The sequence below is a fragment of the Aporhodopirellula rubra genome (assembly GCF_014192335.1).
GTDB classification, from domain to species: domain Bacteria; phylum Planctomycetota; class Planctomycetia; order Pirellulales; family Pirellulaceae; genus Rhodopirellula; species Rhodopirellula rubra.
Genome location: NZ_JACHXU010000024.1, coordinates 116485 through 139212 on the forward strand (window position 1 = coordinate 116485; position 22728 = coordinate 139212).

Genomic DNA, 22728 nt, shown 5'->3' on the forward strand with positions numbered 1-22728 from the left:
AAGACCATGCGATCGATCGATTCGCTAAAATACCGCTTCGACGTTAACCCTTCCAGCGGTATGGAATGACTACCAGCAACCCGACGCGTATTCGCGGGAGCGGCACTTGCATCCCGCAAGTCCAACTTCTCAAGTTGTTCAGCGTCTCAGTGCGTCCTCCGCCGCACACCGGCCCTGCTAGAACTTGCTTATCGATCGCTGGCTCGGGTCCGGTGACGAGGCCGTGCGAAGCGAGTCCCGATTAGCCGATGGACCTACTCTGCGTCCTGCTCATCTCGCGATGGCTGATCCGCCGTCGTGATGCCTTTCCATCGATAGACAACGGGCTTCTGCGTGTAGTTGCGGTACCGGTTTCCATGCAACATCCCAGGAATGTCATAGAACTCGTCGCCATCGATCTTGTAGACGTACGAGAGGCCGTTTTCGGTCGTTCCGCCTGGAGGGTAGAACGACAGCACACGGACGCTGCCGGTTTCGCTGAGTTCAAACTCAACGATGTGCTCGTGCGTCATCTTCCCCAACGCGATGTTGTATCGTCGCAAAGTCTCTGTGTTGCCCTTGATGGTTTTGACGCTGCGCGTCTTCGGTTGGTTGTTGGGTTGTTTCCGTGAAGCAACTCCCACGAACCTTGGATCGCGTTCAAATCGCTCGCGAGATTGGAATCGGATTGAACAGTTGCGTCGTCGCCGAACACGTTTGGCGAAAACAGAATTGAGGCAATCAACGCGACTGCAGCGAACGTGATGTTCTTCATGATTCGAGTCCGATTTTGGTCGGGAGTGACCAATCGTTCAAATCGGCGATGTGAACTTCAAACCGACGATGCCAATGATGATCAATGTTACGAAAACACATCGGACCATGCTCGCCGATTCGCCAAACAACATGATACCAAAGATCACAGTGCCAACGGTTCCGATCCCGACCCAGACTCCATATGCCGTTCCAACAGGAAGCGACTTCAGTGAGATACCGAGCAGCGTCATGCTGATCACCATCGCGGTGATCGTGAGAATCGTGGGGAGCGGTTTGGTGAAGCCTTCGGTGTACTTCAACCCGATCGCCCATGCGATCTCGAACAAACCGGCGATAACTAAGATGACCCACGCCATGTAATGTCTCCCTATCAGGCAGGGCCGTCCCTGATCGAGTATGGAGCGGTGAGGTCGTCCCCACTTCCAGGTAATGCAACCATTGTAAGTATACAGCAATCTTTCGTCACGTGCCGCTTTCAATGACGCAGAGAAAATGGTGAACACGCATCAAAGATCACAACGGTTTGTTTGCACATCGAGTCGCGTCCCGGTGATGCGCAAGGCCACGGATCAAAGTAAAGGGCGACCATCATTATTGATGCCTCGTGCTCGTGAAACCACGTTTGCATTTTAGCGGTTGCATCGCCCAACCGCTTGACGCCTTGCAACTGTTTTTTCCGCAGTCATGAATCGATGCTCTATATGCGGACCCGTTTTGCGATCGAGAATCGCTTCCGCAGCGAGCAGAAATCGAACGTCGATTGAGACAAGAATAGCCGGGCAATCGGACGTGTTTTATGCTAGTGTGTTAAACGCACTTCGAAAGCAAAACGCGATCGTTAACAGCAACAAGGCCTATAGATTCGTTGTTGCGGTTGATCACAAAAACCTATCGCTCGCTTCGTAGCCTTCTTCCTGCCTGCACTTCCTCTCCCTCCTTCGTGCGCTGCAATTACATCTGACTTATGAAGCAAATCTTTCTAGCCGTTGTTTTGTTCAGTTTGTTCGTTACCCCAAGTGTTGCGGACGAGCAACCCGTGGGCGAAAAACGCAATGACATCGAGATACGCTTCAATCGCGATATCCGCCCGCTTCTCTCTGATAAGTGCTTTGCGTGCCACGGTCCCGATTCTGAAAACGCCGCGGCCGGCTTGCGTTTAGATCTCGCGGAGGAAGCCATCGATGCGGGCGCCATCGTGCCAGGCGAGCCGTCCGAGAGTGAACTGGTCGAACGAATTCTTGCCGACGACGAAGACTTGTTGATGCCGCCCGCGGACTCACATAAAGAACTAACTGCGTCGGAACGAGAGCTCTTGGTTCGCTGGATCGAGCAAGGCGCCAAATACGAAGCACACTGGGCCTACGCTCCGATGCTGCCTCGACCCGACGGACGCGTTGCCGAGTGGATTGATGAATTCGTCGAGCGACAATGGGCGGCCGCTCGAAAAGGGGAACAGCAAACAATTACACCGGCCGCTCCCGCGGATCGCGTCACCTTGATTCGCCGCCTCTCGATGGACCTAACGGGAATTCCGCCGACCGCCGATGAAGTCGATGCGTTTGTTTGCAGTACCTCGACCAGTGCCTACACCGATCTGATCGATCGTTTGCTCGCGTCGGAACGTTTCGGCGAACGAATGGCGTCGTATTGGTTGGACTTGGTGCGCTACGCCGATACCGTCGGTTACCACGGCGACCAGAACGTTACCCAGTGGGCCTTCCGTGATTACGTCATCAACGCGTTCAACGAGAACCTCCCCTACGATCAGTTCATTCGCGAACAACTCGCAGGCGATCTGTTGCCTTCACCCACAAAACAACAACTCATTGCCTCAGGTTACAACCGACTCAACCAAACCACCGAAGAAGGCGGCGCGCAAGCGAAAGAGTATCTCGCGATCTACTTCGCTGATCGAGTTCGCAATTCGTCGCAGGTCTTCATGGGCTCGACGTTGGGATGTGCCCAGTGCCATGACCACAAATACGATCCGTTCACGGCAAAGGACTTCTACGCGTTCGGTGCGTTCTTTGCCGACCTTGATGAACGCGGCGTTTACACCGGACGCGGCGCCCGTCCACCAGTAATGCCGTTACCGTCACCAGAACAACAACGCGAGATGGATGAAATCCACTCGGCGATCGAGAAAGCAAAGTCCGACCGCGAGGGGCTCAAAGCGGATTTGATTGCCAGTATCGACGATTGGGCCCCGGTTATCGATGAAGGTGTCGATCAAATTTGGGTCGATGACACACAACGTCCAAAGAGACAACACCAGGGCGGATGGAACTACGTCACCGCCGAGGACGGGCACGTTCACGTCGGAGACAAAGCACGTTACCAACACAGCGATGCGTTGGTTCAGCACTTCGTGCAAAACGCATCGGACTCGATCGAAGTCAACCGAAAGACCAAGTTTTTTGCATGGGTCTATTTGGATCCCAAAAATCCCCCCTCCGCGATCATGTTGCAGTACAACGACGGCAACGGTTGGTCGCATCGAGCCGTTTGGGGCAGTGACGACATTGTCTACGGTCACTCGAAAGAAGACTGGGACGGCTATCACCGTATGGGGCAGCTACCCGAGACCGGCAAATGGGTTCGGCTCAGTGTCGACGCTATCGACGTCGGGCTGCCCGCCGCCGACAGCAATGGCGTTCGATTGAAGTCCTCGAAGGTCAACGGAATGGCGTTCACGCAGTTCGGCGGTTCCGCATGGTGGGACGAATCCGGGTGGCGTGAGGAATTGCCCGACACGATCATCGCGGCTTGGCAAACGCCCTCGGCCGAACGTACGCCGGAACAACTCACCAAGCTGCACGACTACTATCTCGCGTCCTCAAAACAACTTCTCGACGCCGATGGACGCATCAAGAAACTCGATGGGGAACTCTCTGCGATCGAAAAGGCGATTCCGTCGACCGTAATCAGTCGCTCGGTACAGCCGCGTACGATCCGAATCCTGCCGCGGGGCAATTGGATGGACGACAGTGGAGAAGTTGTCGAACCCGCAGTGCCGGAGTTCTTGGGTGCACTCGACGTCGACGACCGGCGACCGACGCGTCTCGATCTTGCCGATTGGCTCTGCCGCGCTGACAACCCGCTGACCGCCCGCACGATGGTTAATCGACTGTGGAGTTTAATGTTCGGGCGCGGTATCTGCACCAGCGTCGACGATTTCGGCGGACAGGGAACGTATCCGTCCAACCCAGATCTGCTCGATGCTCTCGCGGTCGAATTCATCGAATCGGGTTGGGACATCAAACACATCATGCGTTCGATCGCCGAAAGTGATACCTACCAATTGAGTTCGGTGGCCTCGCCCGACTTGCAAGAGCTCGATCCGTACAACGATCTGTTCGCACGACAAGGTCGATTCCGTTTCGACGCTGAATTCGTTCGCGATACGGCACTCGCCGTCAGCGGTTTGCTGGTCGAGAGAGCTGGCGGTCCGAGCGTGCGGCCCTATCAACCTGAAGGCTACTACGCACAGCTTAACTTCCCCAAACGCAAGTATGTCGCCGATACGAACGATGAACAGTATCGCCGCGGTGTTTATACGCACTGGCAACGAACGTTCTTGCATCCGATGCTGAAGGCATTCGATGCGCCGAGCCGCGAGGAGTGCACCGCGCAGCGTGCACGCAGCAGCACGCCGCTGCAGTCACTGACGTTGCTCAATGATCCTTCATTTGTCGAAGCCGCACGAGTGTTTGCCACTCGCGTCATGGACGAGGCTGACGGTGACACTCAATCGCGAATCCATTGGGCGTATCGAAACGCCATTGCACACGCCCCTGACGATGAGATCGTCTCGCTGTTCGCCGAACTCTACGACCGCCATCTCACGCAATACCGCGATGACCCGGCTGCCGCGGAACGACTCCTCGCCATCGGCATGACTCCGGTCGACGAAAGTCTTGATCCCGTTGAGTTGGCGGCCTGGACCAGCGTCACGCGAACGATTTTGAACCTGCATGAAACAATGATGCGGTATTGATTCGCACACCCGGACGCCCGATCGATCGCCCTCCCATTCCATCGTCTGCTCTCAGTTCTCTCACCATGAACCATCACGAATTACAACGTGCCCGCCTTGAGTTGACCCGCCGTACGTTCCTGCGTCGCACAGGAATCGGATCGCTTGCTCTGGGCAGTCTCCTTCATCCCGAACTGGCAGGCTCGGCTCTCGCCAGCCAGGAAGCGGAAAGCGACAGTCGTCGCGGTAGTCCAAAAGGATTGCCGCATCACCCGCCTCGCATCAAACGCGTCATTCATCTTTGCATGGCGGGTGGGCCGAGCCATTTGGAAACGTTCGACTACAAGCCCACGCTTGAAAAGCTCGACGGGCAACCGATGCCCGCATCGATTACCGCCGGACAACCGATTGCCCAGTTGCAGGGCAAGGCACTCAAAGTGATGGGGCCCCAGCATCCGTTCCAACCTCGCGGGAAAAGCGGATTGATGATGTCGGATATTTTCGAGCACATGACCGGCGTCGCCGACGAGATGTGCGTGATCCGTTCGATGCACACCGAACAGATTAACCATGACCCCGCCCACACGTTCTTCAACACCGGCACAGTGATCAGCGGTCGCCCCTCGATGGGCGCGTGGGTGCTGTACGGTCTCGGGGCGGAAACCGAGAACCTCCCGGGCTACATCGTCCTGACGAGCGAAGGTGGCGGACAGAGCCAGCCGATCAGTTCACGCCAGTGGCACTCGGGTTTTCTGCCCAGCCAATATCAAGGCGTCCAGCTTCACTCGACCGGCAACCCCGTTCACTATGTCCGCAACCCCGACGGAGTCACGCGTCAACAACAGCGAGACATTATCGACACGGTTGCCAAAATCAACCAAGTTCGTCAAAGAGAACTTCACGATCGAGAAATCGCGTCGAAGCTTTCGTCGTACGAACTCGCGTTCCGCATGCAGGCATCGGTGCCTGAGCTAACAGACATGTCTGACGAAACCGCGAGCATCATTGACATGTATGGCTGCACGCCCGGTGACGGATCGTTCGGCAGCAACTGTTTGCTCGCACGCCGGCTCGCTGAACGTGGTGTCCGGTTCATCCAGTTGTATCACCGCGGGTGGGACCATCATGGCGGCGTCAAAAAGGGCGTCGCGCGAACCGCAAAACTAGTCGATCAAGGTACCGCTGCGTTGATCAAAGATCTCAAACAGCGCGACATGCTCAAAGACACGTTAATTATCTGGGGCGGTGAGTTCGGCCGGACGCCGATGGCACAGGGCGATGGACGCGACCATCATATCAAGGGCTTCACCACGGTCATGATGGGTGGGGGCGTCAAAGCCGGAACCACATACGGTGCGACGGACGAGTTCGGCTACAACGCGGTCGAAAACAAAGTCCATGTTCGCGACTTCCACGCTACCATGCTTCACATGCTGGGCATCGACCACAACCGATTCACATACAAATTCCAAGGCCTCGACTTCCGACTCACCGGCGTCGAAGAGGCACACGTGGTGAAGGATATTCTCGCCTAAACGGCCCCCCCCCAGCCTCCCGCCACCAAACGCGATTGGTTGGCAACGCGGGAATTCTGAGCCGGCGACAGAGCGATTCGGTGCGCCATGGCGAACTAATCGTTCTTAGTACTTTCTGCGTAACCCATTTCGGGTAGTCGCTATCTGCACACCGGCCACTCTATTGGCAGTCGAATTTCGCTGACGTTGGCGCGCTCAAAGGTTCCAATCGTTCGCAACCAAATGCAAAGAAGGTACATCGATGGGAATCTGCTCGCACTCGCGGCCGCCGTCAAAGCACTCTATCGTCATATTGCTGTTGCTCATCCTTCCCGCGAAGGCGATTAATGCGGTTGAGCCGGGGGTGGTGAGATCGTCTGAATCTACCGCGACCTCTGATGCGTTCGCAGACGTCAACGTCTTCATCGGTACCGGCGGGCACGGGCATACGTTTCCAGGCGCGACGACGCCATACGGAATGGTGCAACTCAGTCCCGACACACGTACGTTGGAATGGGATGCGTGCGGCGGATACCACTACAGCGATAAGTCCATTCTCGGATTCACACACACGCACTTGAGCGGAACCGGGATCGGCGATCTCGGTGACGTCCTCTTCATGCCGTTCACCGGTGACGCACACCTAACACCAGGCACAGTCGATAATCCTGACGCTGGATATCGAAGCCGATTCAGCCATGAACGCGAATTCGCCGAACCCGGGTACTACCGTGTCGCACTGGACGACGACGAGATCACCGCTGAATTAACCGCCTCTCCACGCAGCGGTTTTCATCGCTACACGTTTGCGTCGGATCAACAAGCAAAGTTGATCATCGATTTGGCGCACACAATCCACGGTCACCAGAACCCCGTTACTGAATTTCGCGTGATTAACGATCGTGAAATCGAAGGATACAAACGCACGCGAGGTTGGGCGCAGAATCATCATGTCTATTTTCATGCAGAGTTCAATCGACCGTTCACCTGTTCGCTCTACAAAGATGGCAAACGACAGATCGGCAATTGGGCGGTTGCGTCGGGGAACACACAGGCGATTTTGGAGTTCGACGACGACAGCGGTGATGTGCTAATGGCGAAAGTCGGCATCTCGGCGGTTGACTATGAAGGTGCCGCCAACAATGTCCAAACGGAAGTTCCGGACTGGGATTTCGATCGAGTTCGCGGCGAAGCGAAAACGCGTTGGCAACAGCAACTCAGCAAGATCACGGTCAACGGCGGCTCGCAAGACGACCGTACCATCTTCTATACCGCGCTGTACCACACCTCCATTAGTCCCGTGCTGTTCACCGATTGTGACAACCGGTACCGCGGGATTGACCAACGAATTCATGTCGCCACTGACGGTCCGATTTACAGCATTTTCTCGCTATGGGATACCTTTCGAGCGTTTCATCCGTTGATGACAATCGTCGATCCGGATCGTGATTGTGATTTCATCCGTACGTTGTTAACGCACTACGATCAAGGCGGTTTGCTGCCGAAATGGGAATTAGCGGGCAACTACACCGGCACAATGATTGGTTACCACGCCGTCCCTGTAATTGTTGACGCGTATCAGAAGGGAATCTGCGATTTTGACGCTACAAAGGCTCTGCAAGCTGCTGTCAAGTCTGCCCGTGACAATGATGACGAGTTCTTGTTCCCTTCGGAGCATGTGCGTGAAAAACTCAATCCCCTTGCCAAGCGATTTAACGACCTGCTCGGTTTTATTCCCTGTGACCTAGAAAACGAATCGGTTTCGAAAGCGCTCGAGTACGCGTACAACGATTGGTGTATCGCTGAACTTGCAGGCGAACTCGGGAAGAATGAGATCGCCAACGAGTTCCGCGGCCGATCCAGGCGATATGCGACCTACTACGATGCTGAATCCGGGTTCATGCGTGGTCGGAATCAAGACATGACATGGAAAACGCCCTTTGATCCAAAGTTTTCAAAGCACCGCAAAGACGAATACACCGAAGGCAACGCGTGGCAATGGACTTGGTTTGTACCGCATGATGTTACGGGATTGGTCGAAGTGATGGGGGGCACGAGCGTTTTTCAGAACAAACTCGATCGTCTCTTTAGCGAAGACTCGGCGCTCACAGGCGACGAAGTTTCCGCGGATATCTCTGGTTTGATCGGCCAATACGCTCACGGCAACGAGCCGAGCCACCACATCTCGCACATGTACAACTACGTGGGCCAGCCTTGGAAGACGCAAAGGTTGGTCGATCAGATTTTGAAGACACTCTACTTCAACGATCCCAATGGATTGTCCGGCAACGAAGACTGCGGGCAAATGTCAGCGTGGTACATACTCAATGCCATGGGTTTCTACTCATTCTGCCCCGGCGATCCAACCTATTCGATTGGGCGCCCGCTGTTTGACGAAGTGAAAATTGACGTGGGCGACTCGAAAACGTTCACAATACACGCGATCAACAACTCTCAAGATAACCTCTATATCCAGTCCGCAACGTTAAACGGTGAGCCGCTCATACGCCCATTTTTCACGCACGAAGACGTCGTCGAGGGCGGCAGACTGGAAATCGTCATGGGGGATCAGCCAGATGAACATGCGTTTGTTGATGCACAGCCTTCCGCTCAGTAAATCAAACCCGTGTTCTCACGATGCGAACTTTTCAAAAACGAGCGAGGCATTACTCAGTGTCAACTGCGATATCGAATCGCTGAAAGTCAATTCGCTCGTAAGGTGACTTGTGCCCGGTTTCATAGAGACATCCGATTTCGTTCTTGGCGATGCCTACCAAGTCCGAATACGCAGCGGGGGCTTCGGTAATCAACGTCATTGCTTCCCACCGCTCGCCACCATCGCGTGATTCGTAAACTGTTAGATGAGACCTTCCCGGTCCTTTCGGATTGGCGCTAACGAGTCGGTTCAACTGGGGACTTTCGCCGGGGATTGCGATGATCGTTCCCTGGCACTTCGGGCACGGTCTCAATCGATCATGCGTGAGGTCGCTCCAGTGGAGCCCTCCGTCGTTGCTGAATCGTACCGCACGGTACCCTTTCCGGTGCGTTTGCATGCGAATGTCTTGGATCAAACGATCAGGACCGACCTCCGCAATTTGTGTTTCGCTACCTCCGGGGTCAGAGGACTCTCCGATCTGCCACGTTTCTCCTTGATCGTCCGAAACGATTGAGTGACAACGATATTCCCACCTGCGTCCGTCGCTGTAATGGACACTGTGATTGACGGGCAAAACCAAACGCCCCGCGTACTTGCCCGTTTGAATTTGGATTGCCGAACACGGTCCCGTTGCATACCAACGCCACTCGGGTTTCTTGGTCATTGCCGAGATATTGCTCGGCTGCGTCCATGACTGACCATCGTCGCCGGAGGTCATCATGCAGACGTCCCGCGATCCCGTTCCGCTGAGAACTTGTCCTTCGCTGTGAGACGAACTGCAAAAGAACAGAAAGACACGGCCGCTTCGTTGATCGACTAGCGGACACGGGTTTCCGGCTTGGTTTTCCCCGTCATCGCGAATGACGCGAAGGTCGCTCCATGTTGCGCCGTTGTCGGTCGAACGTCGCATGACCAGATCAACGTCGCCATGATCGGCGGCCCCATCGACGCGTCCTTCCGCGAAGGCGAGCAATGTGTCGTTGGTGGTTCGAGCAATCGCTGGGATTCGAAAGGTGTTGTATCCGTGCTCGCCCGAAATAAACAACGGCATCGCGGGCTGAACAGATGTCGCTTTCGCGTAGGTTTCACCAACGGGAAACATGCTCAGGAAAAACAGTGCCATTCCTAAGGCACCGACGATCGGATGTCGTGTTGGAGATGGGGGCAGTTCAAAGTTCATCTGTCGGCTCATCTTAAAACTCTTCGCGGAAAGGAATGCGATCGTGATGTGAAATCGATTGTGGGAAGATACTTAATCGAAGAACTCGCGCAGATGTCAGCGGGCGATCGGTCCGAAGGCGGCGCAGTTCTTCCTCGATCGCGGCATCAATGGATGGTCTCGCGGTTAACACAACTTCCCAAGCCGGTCGCGATTTTCACTGCCCGTGATACCGATGGGGTGGAAATCTTCGAAGCATGTGATCGTGCAGGTCTACAAGTTCCCGATGAAGTCTCCGTGCTAAGTGTCGACAACCAGGAAGCAATCTGTGAATGCTTGAGATGTCCTCTGTCGAGCATCGAGGTTGATTGGGAGCTGGTTGGTTACAAAGGTGCGGAGTTGTTGCATCAGTTGATCAACGGTGGCGAAAGTCCTAGGCAAACTCTGTACGTTCCGCCATCGTCGATCGTTGAAAGGGAAGGCACCAACTTCTTGGCCGTTCAGGAACCGAACGTTTTTGCGGCGTTGGAGTTTATTCATCGTCACTTTCATGAACCGATTCAGATGTGCGATATCATATCCCACATTGGTGTCTCTCGCCGTTCTCTCGAGAAGGCGTTTCGTGTGCACTCTCGTCGAGCGCCCATTGAAGAGCTACGTCGGATCCGGTTCGAAAGAGTGAAAACGCTTCTTCAAACGACGGATGATTCTGTCGCGAATATCGCAAATCAGTCCGGCTTTCAGTCGGATCACACTTTCTGCCGAGCGTTCAAACGCGAGTTCATGATGAGACTGAGCGAATTTCGCATCGAGACACGCTCGGCCGTCTCTGATTGCAACACACGCGAATCCTAGGCCAGCGACCAGAGCGTGGGCAACATTCTTAGCTTTTGGACGAGTGCGACAATGTTCTCAATCAGAGTTGAGCAGGGCCAAATCGTGCTGCGGAAACGCAGTTTGATCACTCGGGAGACGACTTGCTTATTTGGGTGATTTCTTCGTTAGAAAGTGCTCTGTGGAAAATCGTAAGCTCGTCGATTCGGCCGTGCCAATATCCGGGGTTTCGTGCGTCGGCGTCTGTACACTGCGGATTCAGTTTGCCCCCGATGCCCATTTTGTTTGGACCATCTTTGGCGACACCCTCACATGGAACTTGATCGAGCAAGTTACCGTTTCGGTAGAGCGAAAGAGTTTTGCCATCGGCTACAAAGAGCACGTGATGCCACGTATTGAGCGAAATCGGCGAGCCTTCGCGAAGCTTGCAGATGAGACCATTCGAGTCACGGACTTGCACCTCAAGATCGCCCGAATCCTCGTGGAGTCCGAAGTGAAACTGTCCGCCGAGTCCGACATTGGCTCCCTCGCCATCTGCGAGTTCAACGGACCAGTGTTTCGCGATGGCGGCCCAGCGGGGACGGCTTTCGGGGCGAATCCACGCTGAGACAGTGAGTTGATTGGTTAAGGTTTTCTCGTAATCGCTCACGACAACATAGGATTCAACTGCTGGACCGCCGAATCGCGTTGAACGTCCACGGAAACCTGGGGCCAGTGCAGGCAACTCCATGTTTTCCGAACGAAGAATGACGGTACTTGCAGCATTTCCGTAGACGGCGAACGTTTGGCCATCGTTGGAGACTTCCATTGGAAGGTACATCGTTGGCTTGAGCTCGCTGATGGTCTGCATGTAACGCGAAGGTTTTTCACCAGGCGTGCCGAGTTCACGCACGTAGCGTTCATGATCGATGTCGATCCCTTGAGGGAAGATCCCTGCACTCTCCACACGGGTTGCCTGGTCGGTCCGTAGGCGTACGGCGGTTGTGTTCTTAGGGGCATGACGAGGTTTTACATCGACTTCGCCGTTGAACACGTGCACTTCGCTGCCTTGGTTTGGTAAAACTGAAACCGCGAATTCGGTTCCGAAATCAACGACGCTGGCGGAGTGGGTGTCGACAGTGAACCCTTCCCCAGCCGGTGGGACGTTCGCCGCGAGACTGCCTTCGTACAAAACGATTCTCATCTCTGATTCGATGTAGCACTTAGCCGGTGATTCGATAATTACTTGCACACCGTTGTTGAATGTCAGTTCAACGAGGCCTCCAGACAATTCATAGCCGCCCGGGCGAACTGAGTCCGATTGAGACAGTGACTCGCCAGCATCACGTGCGAGGAAAGTTGCCCCGACGCTGCGAGAGATGGTCGCGAAGACAGGGCGATCATTCCATGCACCGTCCGCAATTTGGACATTCATCGCAGGATCCCGCGGCGGCGAGACCATGTTTTCCGAACGGTTGGCTTCGACTGTTCCGGAAGCTGAATTCGAAACCGCCGTAACCGTGTCTTGATTCGAATGATATTGCGTCCACGCGAACGAGATCACGCAAAGAATCATCGCAGCAATCGCAAGACGCCTCCAAGAGGCAACCGAACGCAGGACGACCTGTTGTTGACGATCGAATATTTTCTCCTGCAGCCGGTCGTGGAATTCGATGTCAGGTAGCGTCCCGTGCTCCCAGGCCAGCATCGAGTGCATTTGGCAATGCTCGATGTAAACCTGTTTTGCGTCAGGGAATGCGTTCAGCAATTCAGCGAGTCGCTGTTTTCCCTCGGCATCGAGATCGCCTTCTAATTGTGACTCCAATAACAAGCCGAGTTCGTTGCGTATCTGATTGTCCATTAGATTATCTCTTGAGTCAGGCCGGAGTTAACGCATTGGATTAACGCGGCGCGGGCACGGAAGAGGATTTGCTTGACCGAATTGACCGTCTGATCGGTTTCATTTGCGATGGTCTGCAATTGCGAACCCGTGGTGTAGCGACGTCGGACAATGTCACGTTGGCGGGCGGGCAATTTTTCAATGCAGGTACGTAGTCGGCGTTGACGCAGTTCAAAATCGTCGTCTGATTGTCCGGCCATCGTCGCAAGATCGCCGAGCATGTCATCGTCAAATACCAATCGATCTCGCTGTTGTTGCTTGCGATGTGCGAGCACTTGGAAATGTGCGATTCGGAATGCCCAGGCGACGAAATTGGTTCCCAACTCAAAATCCTCCTCCTTTTCCCACAAAATAGCGTTGGTTTGTTGGAGGATGTCGTTTGCGTGATCGGGATCGAATACCAATGACAGAATGTATCCATACAGGCGTGATTGAGTCGTCGTTAGCAGTTGCAAATACTCAGGCGTTCTCATGTCAACATCGATCCAACCGATGGGGGGGCAAATGTTTGCGATAGATGGAAGATCGACAGGACACTATATCGTTGGGACTAAATAGCGGTAGGAACCGAGCGGAATTCCCTTTACCGTCTACCGACGAACTTCTGCACAGCAAATAGCCGTTCCTCGTTGAAGTTACGAAGCAGAAGCAAAAACGGCAGCATTGTCTACCGGAGCTCCGTAACCCGTACGTAGTGACCGCCATCTCGCCTCCGCGGCAGTTTTTCGATTGGGCACGATAAGCAGAAAATTGGCGTTTTAGACGTAACCTTAATTGAATCTGGAGCTATGCCTATTTGCCGCGAGTGGCTCGGTATTCGAGTTTTCAACGGTCGTGCCCGGTCCACAGCCTCTTACTACCCCCCCCCTTTTGGCGCCAGGTATTCGCGTCGCATGTGATTGCGAAAGGCGGCAACCCTTCACGATTCACTTGGCCTCAATAAGCCTGCGAAATCACTCGAGATCCATGACCTGGCGTACATCGACGAGATTGTCCAAATGAGCTTTGTTCCGTTGCATTCAAGACTTATCCTGCTGAACACTCATCGGATTCGTGGCCGCGTAAAACGGTCGCACTTCGCGGCGATTCGTGATTTGCAAAAGGCTATCGCGCGATTTCCCCGACCAATTTCGTGGCGATTTTGCCTCGGGGAACCACTGTTCGCAATTTTGGGTTCACTTTCTACTGAGACCGGTTTAGATGGGCCTGCGGCACTGCATCGGTGTCACGCTCACAATGCTCGCGCGGTTTACGTTTGCGATACCCCACATTCTGTCACCGTCACAAGATAGTATGCCTCGACGACCGGTTGGTATGGAATGGAAATCGATCATTGCGAAGATCCCAAGATCATGCCTCTTCGGACTATATTTCACGATGCTAGGGATGCGACCAATGGCGGTGGAAAGCCGTTTCTTGATCGCGAAGGGAATCTTCACCAACGCGGATGGGACGTGTGCTTCGCTCGTAACGCTATAGCTTGCTGATGGCTTGGCGGATTGTAACGTGGTCAGTGAAAAATATCGAACTCGCGGTTCCAGCTCAAATTCCCGTCTGCAACTCGAAACCAAGTCCCATCAAACCATCGAACAAAGGAGTCGTCGGGCTAACGCTCAACTTGAACGGCGATCCTGGTGAGCGAACCAATCCGCTCATCGGGTGCCCCGTTGTCGCTCGCTGATTGCCACGCTAACTCGACGCAATCATGCGTTCTCCCCATTGGGAAGCGCGCAAATTCGGTCAGATCATTTGATTGCCAACCCGGTTGTCAGACGCTCGCCTCAACCACATTTCAGATTCGCTACGTTCCTATTCACGATTGTCTCTCATGCATGTTCGTTTTCACCGTACTGAAAGTTTTCCGTTGCGTTTTTTCCTCGTTTTCGCTTGCTCGTTGTGGGTTCTCGCCGATGTAAGCGGTCAAGAATCTTCGTCTTCCGAGCACTCCCACACGTTCGCACCAATCGTTGACACGTCAACGTTGTCCGGCAAAGTCATGGTTGGCTATCAGGGATGGTTCAATGCGGATGGCGATGGTTCGAATCTCGGTTGGACGCATTGGGCACGAAATCGAAACAGGCCGTTTGGTCCAAGGAATGTGACGGTTGACTTGTGGCCCGACATGTCGGAATACGAGCCGGACGAACGATATCCGACTGAGTTTCGGCTTGCTGATGGATCGGTGGCGGAGGTGTTCAGCAGCGGGAACGCGAAAACGATTCACCGTCATTTTCAATGGATGCAAGAGTACGGAATCGATGGAGCGTTCGTGCAAAGATTCGCCAGCGGTCTCGGTTCGCAATATGATCGCGAACACAAGAATTCGGTCCTTAGGCACGCCATCCATGCGTCAGAAAAATACGGGCGAGCTTGTGCTGTAATGTATGACTTGTCAGGACTCAAGAAGGGGCAGCTCGATCGCGTTTACCAGGATTGGTCGACGCTGCAGGCTCAGTGGAAACTCACCGACGCGTCCTCCTACCTTTTTCACAACGCGAAACCGCTCGTGGCGATTTGGGGTGTCGGGTTCACTGATCGGCACGTGCCTGGTGCCTACACGTTGGCGGAATGTCGCGACATGATTCAATCGTTCACGTCCGCAGGCTGCAGCGTCATGTTGGGCGTTCCGACGGGATGGAGGGAACAGACCCGGGACGCCGTGACGGATACCGAACTGCATGAAATTCTCAAACTCGCCGACGTTATCAGCCCATGGACGCCCGGCCGTTATCGCACCCCTGAAGAGGTTGCCAAGCACGAACGCGAGAAATGGACGCCTGATGTTCAGTGGTGCGAGGAACAGCGTCTCGATCTTCTTCCAGTTGTCTTTCCCGGATTCAGTTGGCACAACTTAAAGGGCGATGCCCTCGATGCGATCCCACGACGCGGTGGGCAATTCCTTTGGTCACAAATCGCGGCAGCCAAACGCTCGGGAGCCGATATGATTTACGTCGCAATGTTCGATGAAGTCGACGAAGGCACGGCAATATTCAAATGCACGAACGAGCCTCCGGTCGGTGAAGGCGTCCGCTTCCTGACCTATGAGGGACTTCCCAGCGATCACTACTTGAAACTCGTGGGCCATGCCGGACGAGTCCTGCGAAACGAGGTTCCCGCCTCAGATAAAATGCCGGCGATGCAATAAAGACTTACGGTTTGACGGCACGCACCGAGCCCCCGCCCGACGTGCAGGCACTCCACTTCCCACGCAACTTCGTTCCGCGAGTCTGAATCCGATCCGCCAGGGCCATGAAGGTGGCCGAATGTTCCGCGGTATGAAATGAACGCAGTACCGAACGCCCCGCGTTCGGCAGCGATCGAATAAGTTGGTCTCTCTCACGTCTGACACAGCCATCGAGATTGATGCTTGGATTCGAACGAGTCATCTCTAGCAAAGAGTTCAGCTCGTAGGGCCTCGCGGTTTTCCCGCAGCACAAATCATCCTGCGTCGGCGATTTCGAGCGAAGAAGCGAGTTTGTGAATAGGCATCGATGCGGCATCGCAGAGTAAGGCACAGACGCCCCTGCCATTCGTGAGTGTCGCTATCACGAGAAGTGATTGACGAAGCGATCGCGCCAGCCGTATGGAGCAGAATGGCAAGTGCCTTGTTTTGTACCGTCCAGACCGCTTTCAACCGCAAGTGCGAAAGAATCGAGAAAGCGATAGCAACTCGATTCTCGCACCGGCAAAGTTAAGCGAGCAAGACTCGCAGTTGGAGACAATTCCTTCGAAAACAAATTGCCATATCGAAGGCGGTGACGTTCTTGGCAACACTCATTGCCGCTATTCGGCACCGAAAACGATTGCGGAACACACCTCTCACTGCGGAGGCCTCGCTAGCCGGGAATAGCAGTGGGGACGGCGAGTAGTAGCGAGTCCCCGGCTCAGCAGCACCCTACCGCTAGCGAAGATTCAGTTGGGCATCAAGCTCGTAGATTCCACCAGTTTCCGTAGCGAAGCTCCGAGTCAACTCACCGTATCGAACATGACACATTTGGCCCGCCTTCGAGAGGATCGTTGCGCCGGTCAGCTTGCCATCGTTCCAGGTGATGTCAACCTGGAATGCGCCGCGGGCACAAAGACCATCGATGCCGCCGCTGGGCCAAGCGTCCGGCAGCGCAGGCAGCAAGTGTAGGACGTTCATGTGACTTTGCAGGAGCATCTCGGTCATACCGGAGGTGGCGCCGAAGTTGCCATCGATCTGGAAGGGTGGGTGCGTATCAAGCAGGTTGGGCAGGGTGCTGTGGATCAACTGTTCTTTGAGCATCAGATGAGAGTGATTGCCGTCATGCAAGCGAGCCCAGAAATTGACCTTCCAGGCCTTGCTCCACCCCGTACCACCATCGCCCCGGGCGGTCAGCGAGACCTTGGCCGCCTCGGTGAGAACTGGCGTGGTCAAGGGCGAGATCTGCCGGCCCGGATGCAGGGCAAACAGGTGAGAGACATGACGGTGCTTGTCATTGGGACTGTCCTGATCCGGCTTCCATTCCTGGAGCTGCCCCCATTTGCCGATCCGCAGGCCGGGGTCCAGCTTGTTTTTGGTCGCGATCAACGTCTTCCTGAAATCAGCGTCAACGTGAAGGGTGTCGCACGCCTCGATGGTGTTGGTCAGAAGGTCCCAGGCGATTTGTTGATGTATGGAAGCTCCCACGCTAAAGCCGCCATTCTCGGGCGAATAGGAAGGCGAGGAAACCAGCTTGCCGTCCTCTCCATCGACCACTAAGTAGTCCAGCCAGAACTCGGCCGCCTCTTTCATGATGGGGTAAGCCACTTTGCGGAGGTAGTTGCGATCCTGGGTGTAGAGATAGTGCTCGTAAACATGCTGGCAAAGCCAGGCACCGGCCTCCGGAGCATAGAAGGCGCCACTGGTGCTTGGACCGGTATGGCCAAAGATGTTGTTCTCGTGGTGAGTGGTCCAGCCGCCAGCACCGTAGAAGTTCTTGGCAGAGATACGCCCGCGAGGCCGCAGACTGTCGACGTATTCAATCAAAGGCAAGTGACATTCGCTCAGGTTGGTGACCTCGGCAGGCCAGTAGTTCATCTGCACATTGATATTGGTGTGGTAGTCCGCACTCCACGGTGGATTCATCACGTTGTTCCAGATGCCCTGCAGATTGGCCGGCAAGGTGCCCGGCCGCGAGGAACTGATCAGCAGATAACGACCGAATTGAAAGTAGAGTGTTTCCAGAGCGGGATCGTTTCCGTCGTAGGCCTGCAGGGCCTCATCCGTCGGTAGCGCGGATGGGGTGGCGTTCAAATCCAACGTGACACGATTGAAAAGACGCTGGTAGTCGGCCAAGTGGCGAGCCTTCAACTGGTCGTACGATAACGCGCTGGCGGCGTCGACCCGTTGACGCACCGCCTGATGCGGGTGAGCACCCTTGTAATGCGGATACTCGTTGACATAATCCGTGCCGATGGCCGTGATCAAGACGACGGAATCTGCTTGATCGATTGACAGGCTCTTGGCATCCTCAGTGATTGTTCCACCTTCTGCCACAACCTGGGTTTGCGATTCAAAGGCCATCTCATTGTTAGTCAGAGCTCCGCGAAAGGTCAGGCGGCCGTCTGCAATCGTGGTTTCCGCATTGGGATGAGCCGAGCCCAGACGCAGGTCAAAGGAGAGGTTGCCAGCGGGGTGTGCGGCGAGTTTCATGACCAGAACATTGTCCGGGTAGCTGACGAAATACTCGCGCGTGTAAGAGACGCCGTCGAGTGCATACGACACGCGGGTAACCCCTTCCGCCAAATCGAGCTCACGACGATACCCCTGAACCTCGGAATTCTGCCCTAGGGTTTCGAATTTGATTTCGGACAGCTGAAGGCCAATGCCGGCATGGTTTTCCATGTCCAGGCGATAGTGCTGGTAGGGACGATTGTTGTCGAATCGGAACGAGCGACTCATATGCCGTGTGGGGAAGTCTTCGTCGGACCGACTATCCAAAGTGTTCCATGTGCGACCGTCGTTCGAACCTTTGAGGGTCCAGTTTTTAGGATCGCGATCAGCCATGTCATTGGCCGACGTCAACGAATAGCCGTTAACAACCGCGGGGCTGTCCATTTTGGCTTGAATCCAATGCGGACCCTCCGTTGAACCGGTGAACCATTTTGAATTGCTCCGACCATCAAAAGCCAACTCCTTAGGCTCATTGTCCTGCTGGTTACTGGCCTGAATTTTGACCACATGTGATCGCCCCATGAAATCTAGGTACAGATCGCCAAAGGTCAGGTACGCCCCGAATCCATCGCGAGTGCCCATGAGTTGCGGCATCAGTCGCGCGGCCTCTTCGTATTTCTGCTCAGCCAACAAGGCGCGGATTTGCGTCAGGTACTCCGTGCGATCAGGCCGGTTCCCACCCGTGTAATCACGGGACGCACCGGGACCGCCGGACCACAAACTCTTTTCGTTAAGGTTGATTTGTTCTTGGTCCACACCCCCGAAAACCATGCCACCAATGTGGCCGTTTCCCATAGGCAGTGCTTGTGGCTCCCATTGCGTTGCTGGAGTGCGATACCACAAAGCCAACTCTGAAGCCGGTGCATCAGATGGTTGGGTAAAAGTGATTTCTGCCTTAGCTAGCTTAGCGTCCACGGCATGGGAAAACGCTAAGAATATAATTGCCCCAAAAATGCTCTGCTTCTTCATTGAAATTGTCCTCTATGGTAGGTCGGTTGAGCTTAGTAGGCAGAGCATTCTTGTTGCTCTATAGGGAAGGTGCAATGGCCATGCCATGAAAGAAGACTAATAACTATCAAAGGTTGCAATGATGCGTTCGCGACTTGAAACTATATGCCTTCGCGGCGTTGTGTTTTGCATTGCAGGAAACAAAGCAAGAAGCATTGCAAAGTTTGCAAGTGCGACATCCTAGCCGGATGTGTTCGTGTTCATGGAATGTTGTTGTTCTGGAATGAGCATGGATTGTTTGGAATCGTAAAAACACAAGGCGCCCGACCAGGAACAACAGGGTTGTGAGCAAGGGTTTTAGGTAGGGCTCAAGAGCGTATTGTTAATGAGGCACACAAGCTCGCTGGGGGGCTTAGAGCACGCTGGGCTAGTAGGGCTCTTGCGCGGAGCAACCTGTTCAGTTAGATAAGTGATTTGTCGCCAAAAACGTTGTGTTTTGCGATTAACGTATTTTGCAAATGTATTTGTTGGCACGATTCAGATGGAACGCGAATGCTTCTATTGGATTGCTTCCAATACGCGGGGTTGAATCTGCAATACTCTATAGGAAAACACATAGGTAGGTATGCGACCATGGCGACTCCGTTTCCAGTCAACGCTTGCGGCGGTTCTGATAGGTTGCCAATGCGATGCCTGATAGACGGTGCGTCTGAACTTTGCGAAGCACTGCTAGGCAAAGGTGAATGGGTTTTATAGAGCGATGGGCTAGCGTATCGAATGACATGCATCATCGGGATCGTCAAGCGAACAGCGAATCAATCAATCCTGTGGAGTCGGCGAAAGATGTCTCGCGAACGTCGAGTACATGTAGCAGGGAAAGTAACAGGTCTGACATTGGATTGTCTTTGGTACATGCGAGATGCTGCCCGGAATTTAAGGCGCCTCCTCCTTGTCCAGCCAATAGCAGCGGAAGATCGTGTGGGTCGTGTGCGTTGCCGTCTCTGAAACCGGAGCCAAATAGAATGGCGGAATTGGCAAGCAAATTGGAATCGCCTTCCGGTATCGATCGAAGTTTTTCAATTAAATAGGCGAATTGAGCAACGTGCCAAGTGTTGATCTTTTCATACTGCTGCAGCTTCTCTTGCTTGTTTCCATGGTGCGAAAGCTCATGGTGCGAACCGTTCACTCCATCTAAGAACGAGAAGTTTACTTCGCTCACTGAGTTGCCGAACATGAAGGTGGCTATTCGGGTAATGTCAGCTTCAAACGCAAGGGCGATCATGTCGAGCATCTGTCGAGTGCGTTCGGCATGTTTAGCAGGATTATCCGCCGGCACTGGACGGGTCGAGAAATCGACGCGTGAGCTCCATCGCTTGCCTGAGTCGTCCTCAGTGATCTCTAGTCGTCGTTCCAGCGATTCTACGGAATCAAGGTATTGTTCGAGACGCTGACGATCACTGTGGCCAAGTCGCTGCCTTAATCGCGATGCATCTTCCATTACAAGATCAAGAATGGGGCGATTGGATTTTCCCGTTTGTTTTCCGGATGCGAGTCGAGTCATTCTGTCGAACACCAGTCGTGGGTTGATCTCTTTTGCCAGCGGCTGAGTAGGCTTACGCCACGAGATGTGTGCACCGTATACCCTGGTATATCCGGTAACAGCATCAACCCCCGATCGAACCCGCTCGTTTCCAAGTTCAAGAGAAGGCAGCGGTGTATGCTTACCAAGTGTACGGGCAGCGATCTGATCCATCGAAATGCCGTTGCTGTTTAAGTCGACACCAGTCGTTTTCGTGATCGTCGTTCCCGTTAGCCATCCAGCATCTTTTACGTAGTGTCCGCCCCCGGTGTCTGCAGCTTGGTGCCATAGTCCCGATACGACAGAGACGTCCTTTTTTGCTGACGCTATTGGGGCTAGCTGAGTGGTCGGAGTCCAGTTGAATCCCACTTCTTTCGGTGTCCAACAGTCTTGGCGAACTCCGTTGGGGAAGAACAACGCCGCAAAACGCACGGGTTTGCACGCAGCGTCGGTGGACTGCGCACGAGCACGTGAACTCATTGCGTCCAATAGTGGGAGTGCCAACGCGACGCCAGTTCCGCGAAGGACGGTTCTTCGATTGAGCGATTTCATTTCGTTACTCCAAGTTGGGATTTCGCTTGTGCGTGAATGGCTTGCTCATCACGACTCCCAAGATAAGTTCTTGGGATTGGTATTCATTTTCAATCACGCTGTTGGTGATCTCCTCCAGTGTGCATAGATCGGACGGTCTAAGGCTGCGAGCAAGGGCGTAGCCCAGCATTTTCTTGGTCAAATGACGGATGAAATTTTCCTTGTTGGATAACAAGTGGTCTTTCAGGCCGCCGAGGCCGCTGATGATGGTTCCATCTTCCATCGTTGCCGATGAGTCAATGTTTTGGCCTGCGTCTTGCTCTCGCCAACGTCCAATAACGTCAAAATTCTCAAGAGCAAATCCGATTGGGTCGATTCGATCGTGGCAGGATGCGCATGCCGAATTCGCGCGGTGAAGTTCCAATTGTGCGCGAACAGTCATCGGTTGTTTAAGATTGCTTGACGCTTCCAAGTCGGGGACTTCAGGTGGGGGAGGCGGCATCTCAACGCCGAGGAGCTTTTCTAAGAGCCAGGTTCCTCGTAACACAGGGCTGGTTCGATGGGGGTACGAAGTAACGCCCATTACGGCGCCGCAGCCTAGTATTCCACTGCGATACCGAAAGTCTTCTGTAAGAGGGACGCGAATCAGGTGATGATGGAAATTTCGGTTGATCTTTTGAGGCAATGTTGAGCGATCAAAATTGTATGCTTCGGCGAGTTGTTGGTTTAGGAAGGTCCAGTCCGAATCAATGAGCTCCAAAAGGCTTGCATTTTTCTGAAGTATCTCAACGAAAACGCGAACAGGCTGATCACGCATTGGCGATATGTGATGATCCTCAATCCAGGGATTGATTTTTAGATCAGGTCGGATCTTGCGTCCCCAGTCTGCGGTGCCAAGCCATTGACCCACAAATTGGCCGAAGGAATCGTCAAGATTAGTTCCTTCGGCGGTTAATATTCGCAGTGTCTGACGCCGAATCTCTTCCGGTTCGTTAAGCTTTCCCTGGTCCGCCGCTGCTCTCAACTCTGCGTCTGGCATCGAAGCGGTAAGGAAGTAGCTGAGGCGGTTTGCCAATTCGTGGCTCGACAATAACACATCACCTTCTGATTCAGGGATTGATTCACTTAGGAGCTGTTCGGAAATAACTTCGGGATTTCATGCTGGTAGAACATAGTTGAATTTACCGAGGGTTTCATCACGCTCTGTCGGTTCGTTTTG

13 protein-coding genes are annotated in these 22728 nt (G+C 54.1%); 5 read left to right on the forward strand and 8 right to left on the reverse strand.

Annotated elements, in window-relative coordinates; translation table 11 throughout:
* Positions 1–254: 254 nt before the first annotated feature.
* Positions 255–623, reverse strand: a complete 369-nt coding sequence (locus FHS27_RS25010; RefSeq protein WP_184308173.1) for a hypothetical protein — start codon at positions 621–623, stop codon at positions 255–257.
* 168 nt (positions 624–791) lie between these two features.
* Entirely contained in the window at positions 792–1112 is a 321-nt protein-coding gene (gene sugE / locus FHS27_RS25015; RefSeq protein ID WP_184308175.1) for a quaternary ammonium compound efflux SMR transporter SugE, read from the reverse strand.
* Between the two features lie 608 nt (positions 1113–1720).
* On the opposite strand from sugE, the gene FHS27_RS25020 reads away from it, so the two are divergent.
* The 3 genes from FHS27_RS25020 to FHS27_RS25030 all read left to right on the forward strand — a co-directional run bounded on the left by FHS27_RS25020 (position 1721) and on the right by FHS27_RS25030 (position 8863).
* A complete protein-coding gene (locus FHS27_RS25020) occupies positions 1721–4753 on the forward strand; it encodes a PSD1 and planctomycete cytochrome C domain-containing protein (protein ID WP_184308177.1) in 3033 nt (1010 codons plus the stop codon).
* Between the two features lie 65 nt (positions 4754–4818).
* Positions 4819–6267: a DUF1501 domain-containing protein gene (locus tag FHS27_RS25025; RefSeq protein ID WP_184308179.1), complete on the forward strand. Its 1449-nt coding sequence runs from the start codon at positions 4819–4821 to the stop codon at positions 6265–6267.
* Between the two features lie 298 nt (positions 6268–6565).
* Positions 6566–8863 carry a GH92 family glycosyl hydrolase gene (locus FHS27_RS25030; protein WP_221225372.1) on the forward strand — a complete coding sequence of 766 codons (2298 nt, stop codon included), beginning with the start codon at positions 6566–6568 and terminating at the stop codon, positions 8861–8863.
* 49 nt (positions 8864–8912) lie between these two features.
* Here the strand turns inward: FHS27_RS25030 and FHS27_RS25035 are convergent, their stop codons facing one another.
* Positions 8913–10094 carry a sialidase family protein gene (locus tag FHS27_RS25035; RefSeq protein ID WP_184308183.1) on the reverse strand — a complete coding sequence of 394 codons (1182 nt, stop codon included), beginning with the start codon at positions 10092–10094 and terminating at the stop codon, positions 8913–8915.
* Positions 10095–10130: 36 nt separating this feature from the next.
* On the opposite strand from FHS27_RS25035, the gene FHS27_RS25040 reads away from it, so the two are divergent.
* Positions 10131–10916 carry a substrate-binding domain-containing protein gene (locus tag FHS27_RS25040; protein ID WP_315854693.1) on the forward strand — a complete coding sequence of 262 codons (786 nt, stop codon included), beginning with the start codon at positions 10131–10133 and terminating at the stop codon, positions 10914–10916.
* Positions 10917–11022: 106 nt separating this feature from the next.
* On the opposite strand, the gene FHS27_RS25045 is transcribed toward FHS27_RS25040, so the two are convergent.
* Together FHS27_RS25045 and FHS27_RS25050 are read right to left on the reverse strand one after the other, a co-directional pair.
* Positions 11023–12735, reverse strand: coding sequence for a LamG-like jellyroll fold domain-containing protein (locus tag FHS27_RS25045; protein WP_184308185.1), 1713 nt, complete (start codon positions 12733–12735; stop codon positions 11023–11025).
* Positions 12735–13247, reverse strand: coding sequence for a sigma-70 family RNA polymerase sigma factor (locus FHS27_RS25050; protein ID WP_184308187.1), 513 nt, complete (start codon positions 13245–13247; stop codon positions 12735–12737). The genes FHS27_RS25045 and FHS27_RS25050 overlap by 1 nt, the downstream gene beginning before the upstream one ends.
* A gap of 1355 nt (positions 13248–14602) precedes the next feature.
* Here FHS27_RS25050 and FHS27_RS25055 point away from each other — a divergent pair.
* Positions 14603–15919, forward strand: coding sequence for a glycoside hydrolase family 71/99-like protein (locus FHS27_RS25055; RefSeq protein WP_246420865.1), 1317 nt, complete (start codon positions 14603–14605; stop codon positions 15917–15919).
* A 756-nt stretch (positions 15920–16675) separates the two neighbouring features.
* Here the strand turns inward: FHS27_RS25055 and FHS27_RS25060 are convergent.
* From FHS27_RS25060 to FHS27_RS25070, 3 genes are all read right to left on the reverse strand, one after another.
* Positions 16676–19420, reverse strand: a complete 2745-nt coding sequence (locus FHS27_RS25060) for a glycosyl hydrolase family 95 catalytic domain-containing protein (protein ID WP_184308191.1) — start codon at positions 19418–19420, stop codon at positions 16676–16678.
* A gap of 778 nt (positions 19421–20198) precedes the next feature.
* On the reverse strand, positions 20199–21530 hold the full coding sequence (locus FHS27_RS25065; protein WP_184308193.1) for a DUF1552 domain-containing protein: 1332 nt from the start codon (positions 21528–21530) through the stop codon (positions 20199–20201).
* A gap of 4 nt (positions 21531–21534) precedes the next feature.
* Positions 21535–22605, reverse strand: a complete 1071-nt coding sequence (locus FHS27_RS25070; RefSeq protein WP_184308195.1) for a DUF1588 domain-containing protein — start codon at positions 22603–22605, stop codon at positions 21535–21537.
* Between the last annotated feature and the right edge of the window lie 123 nt (positions 22606–22728).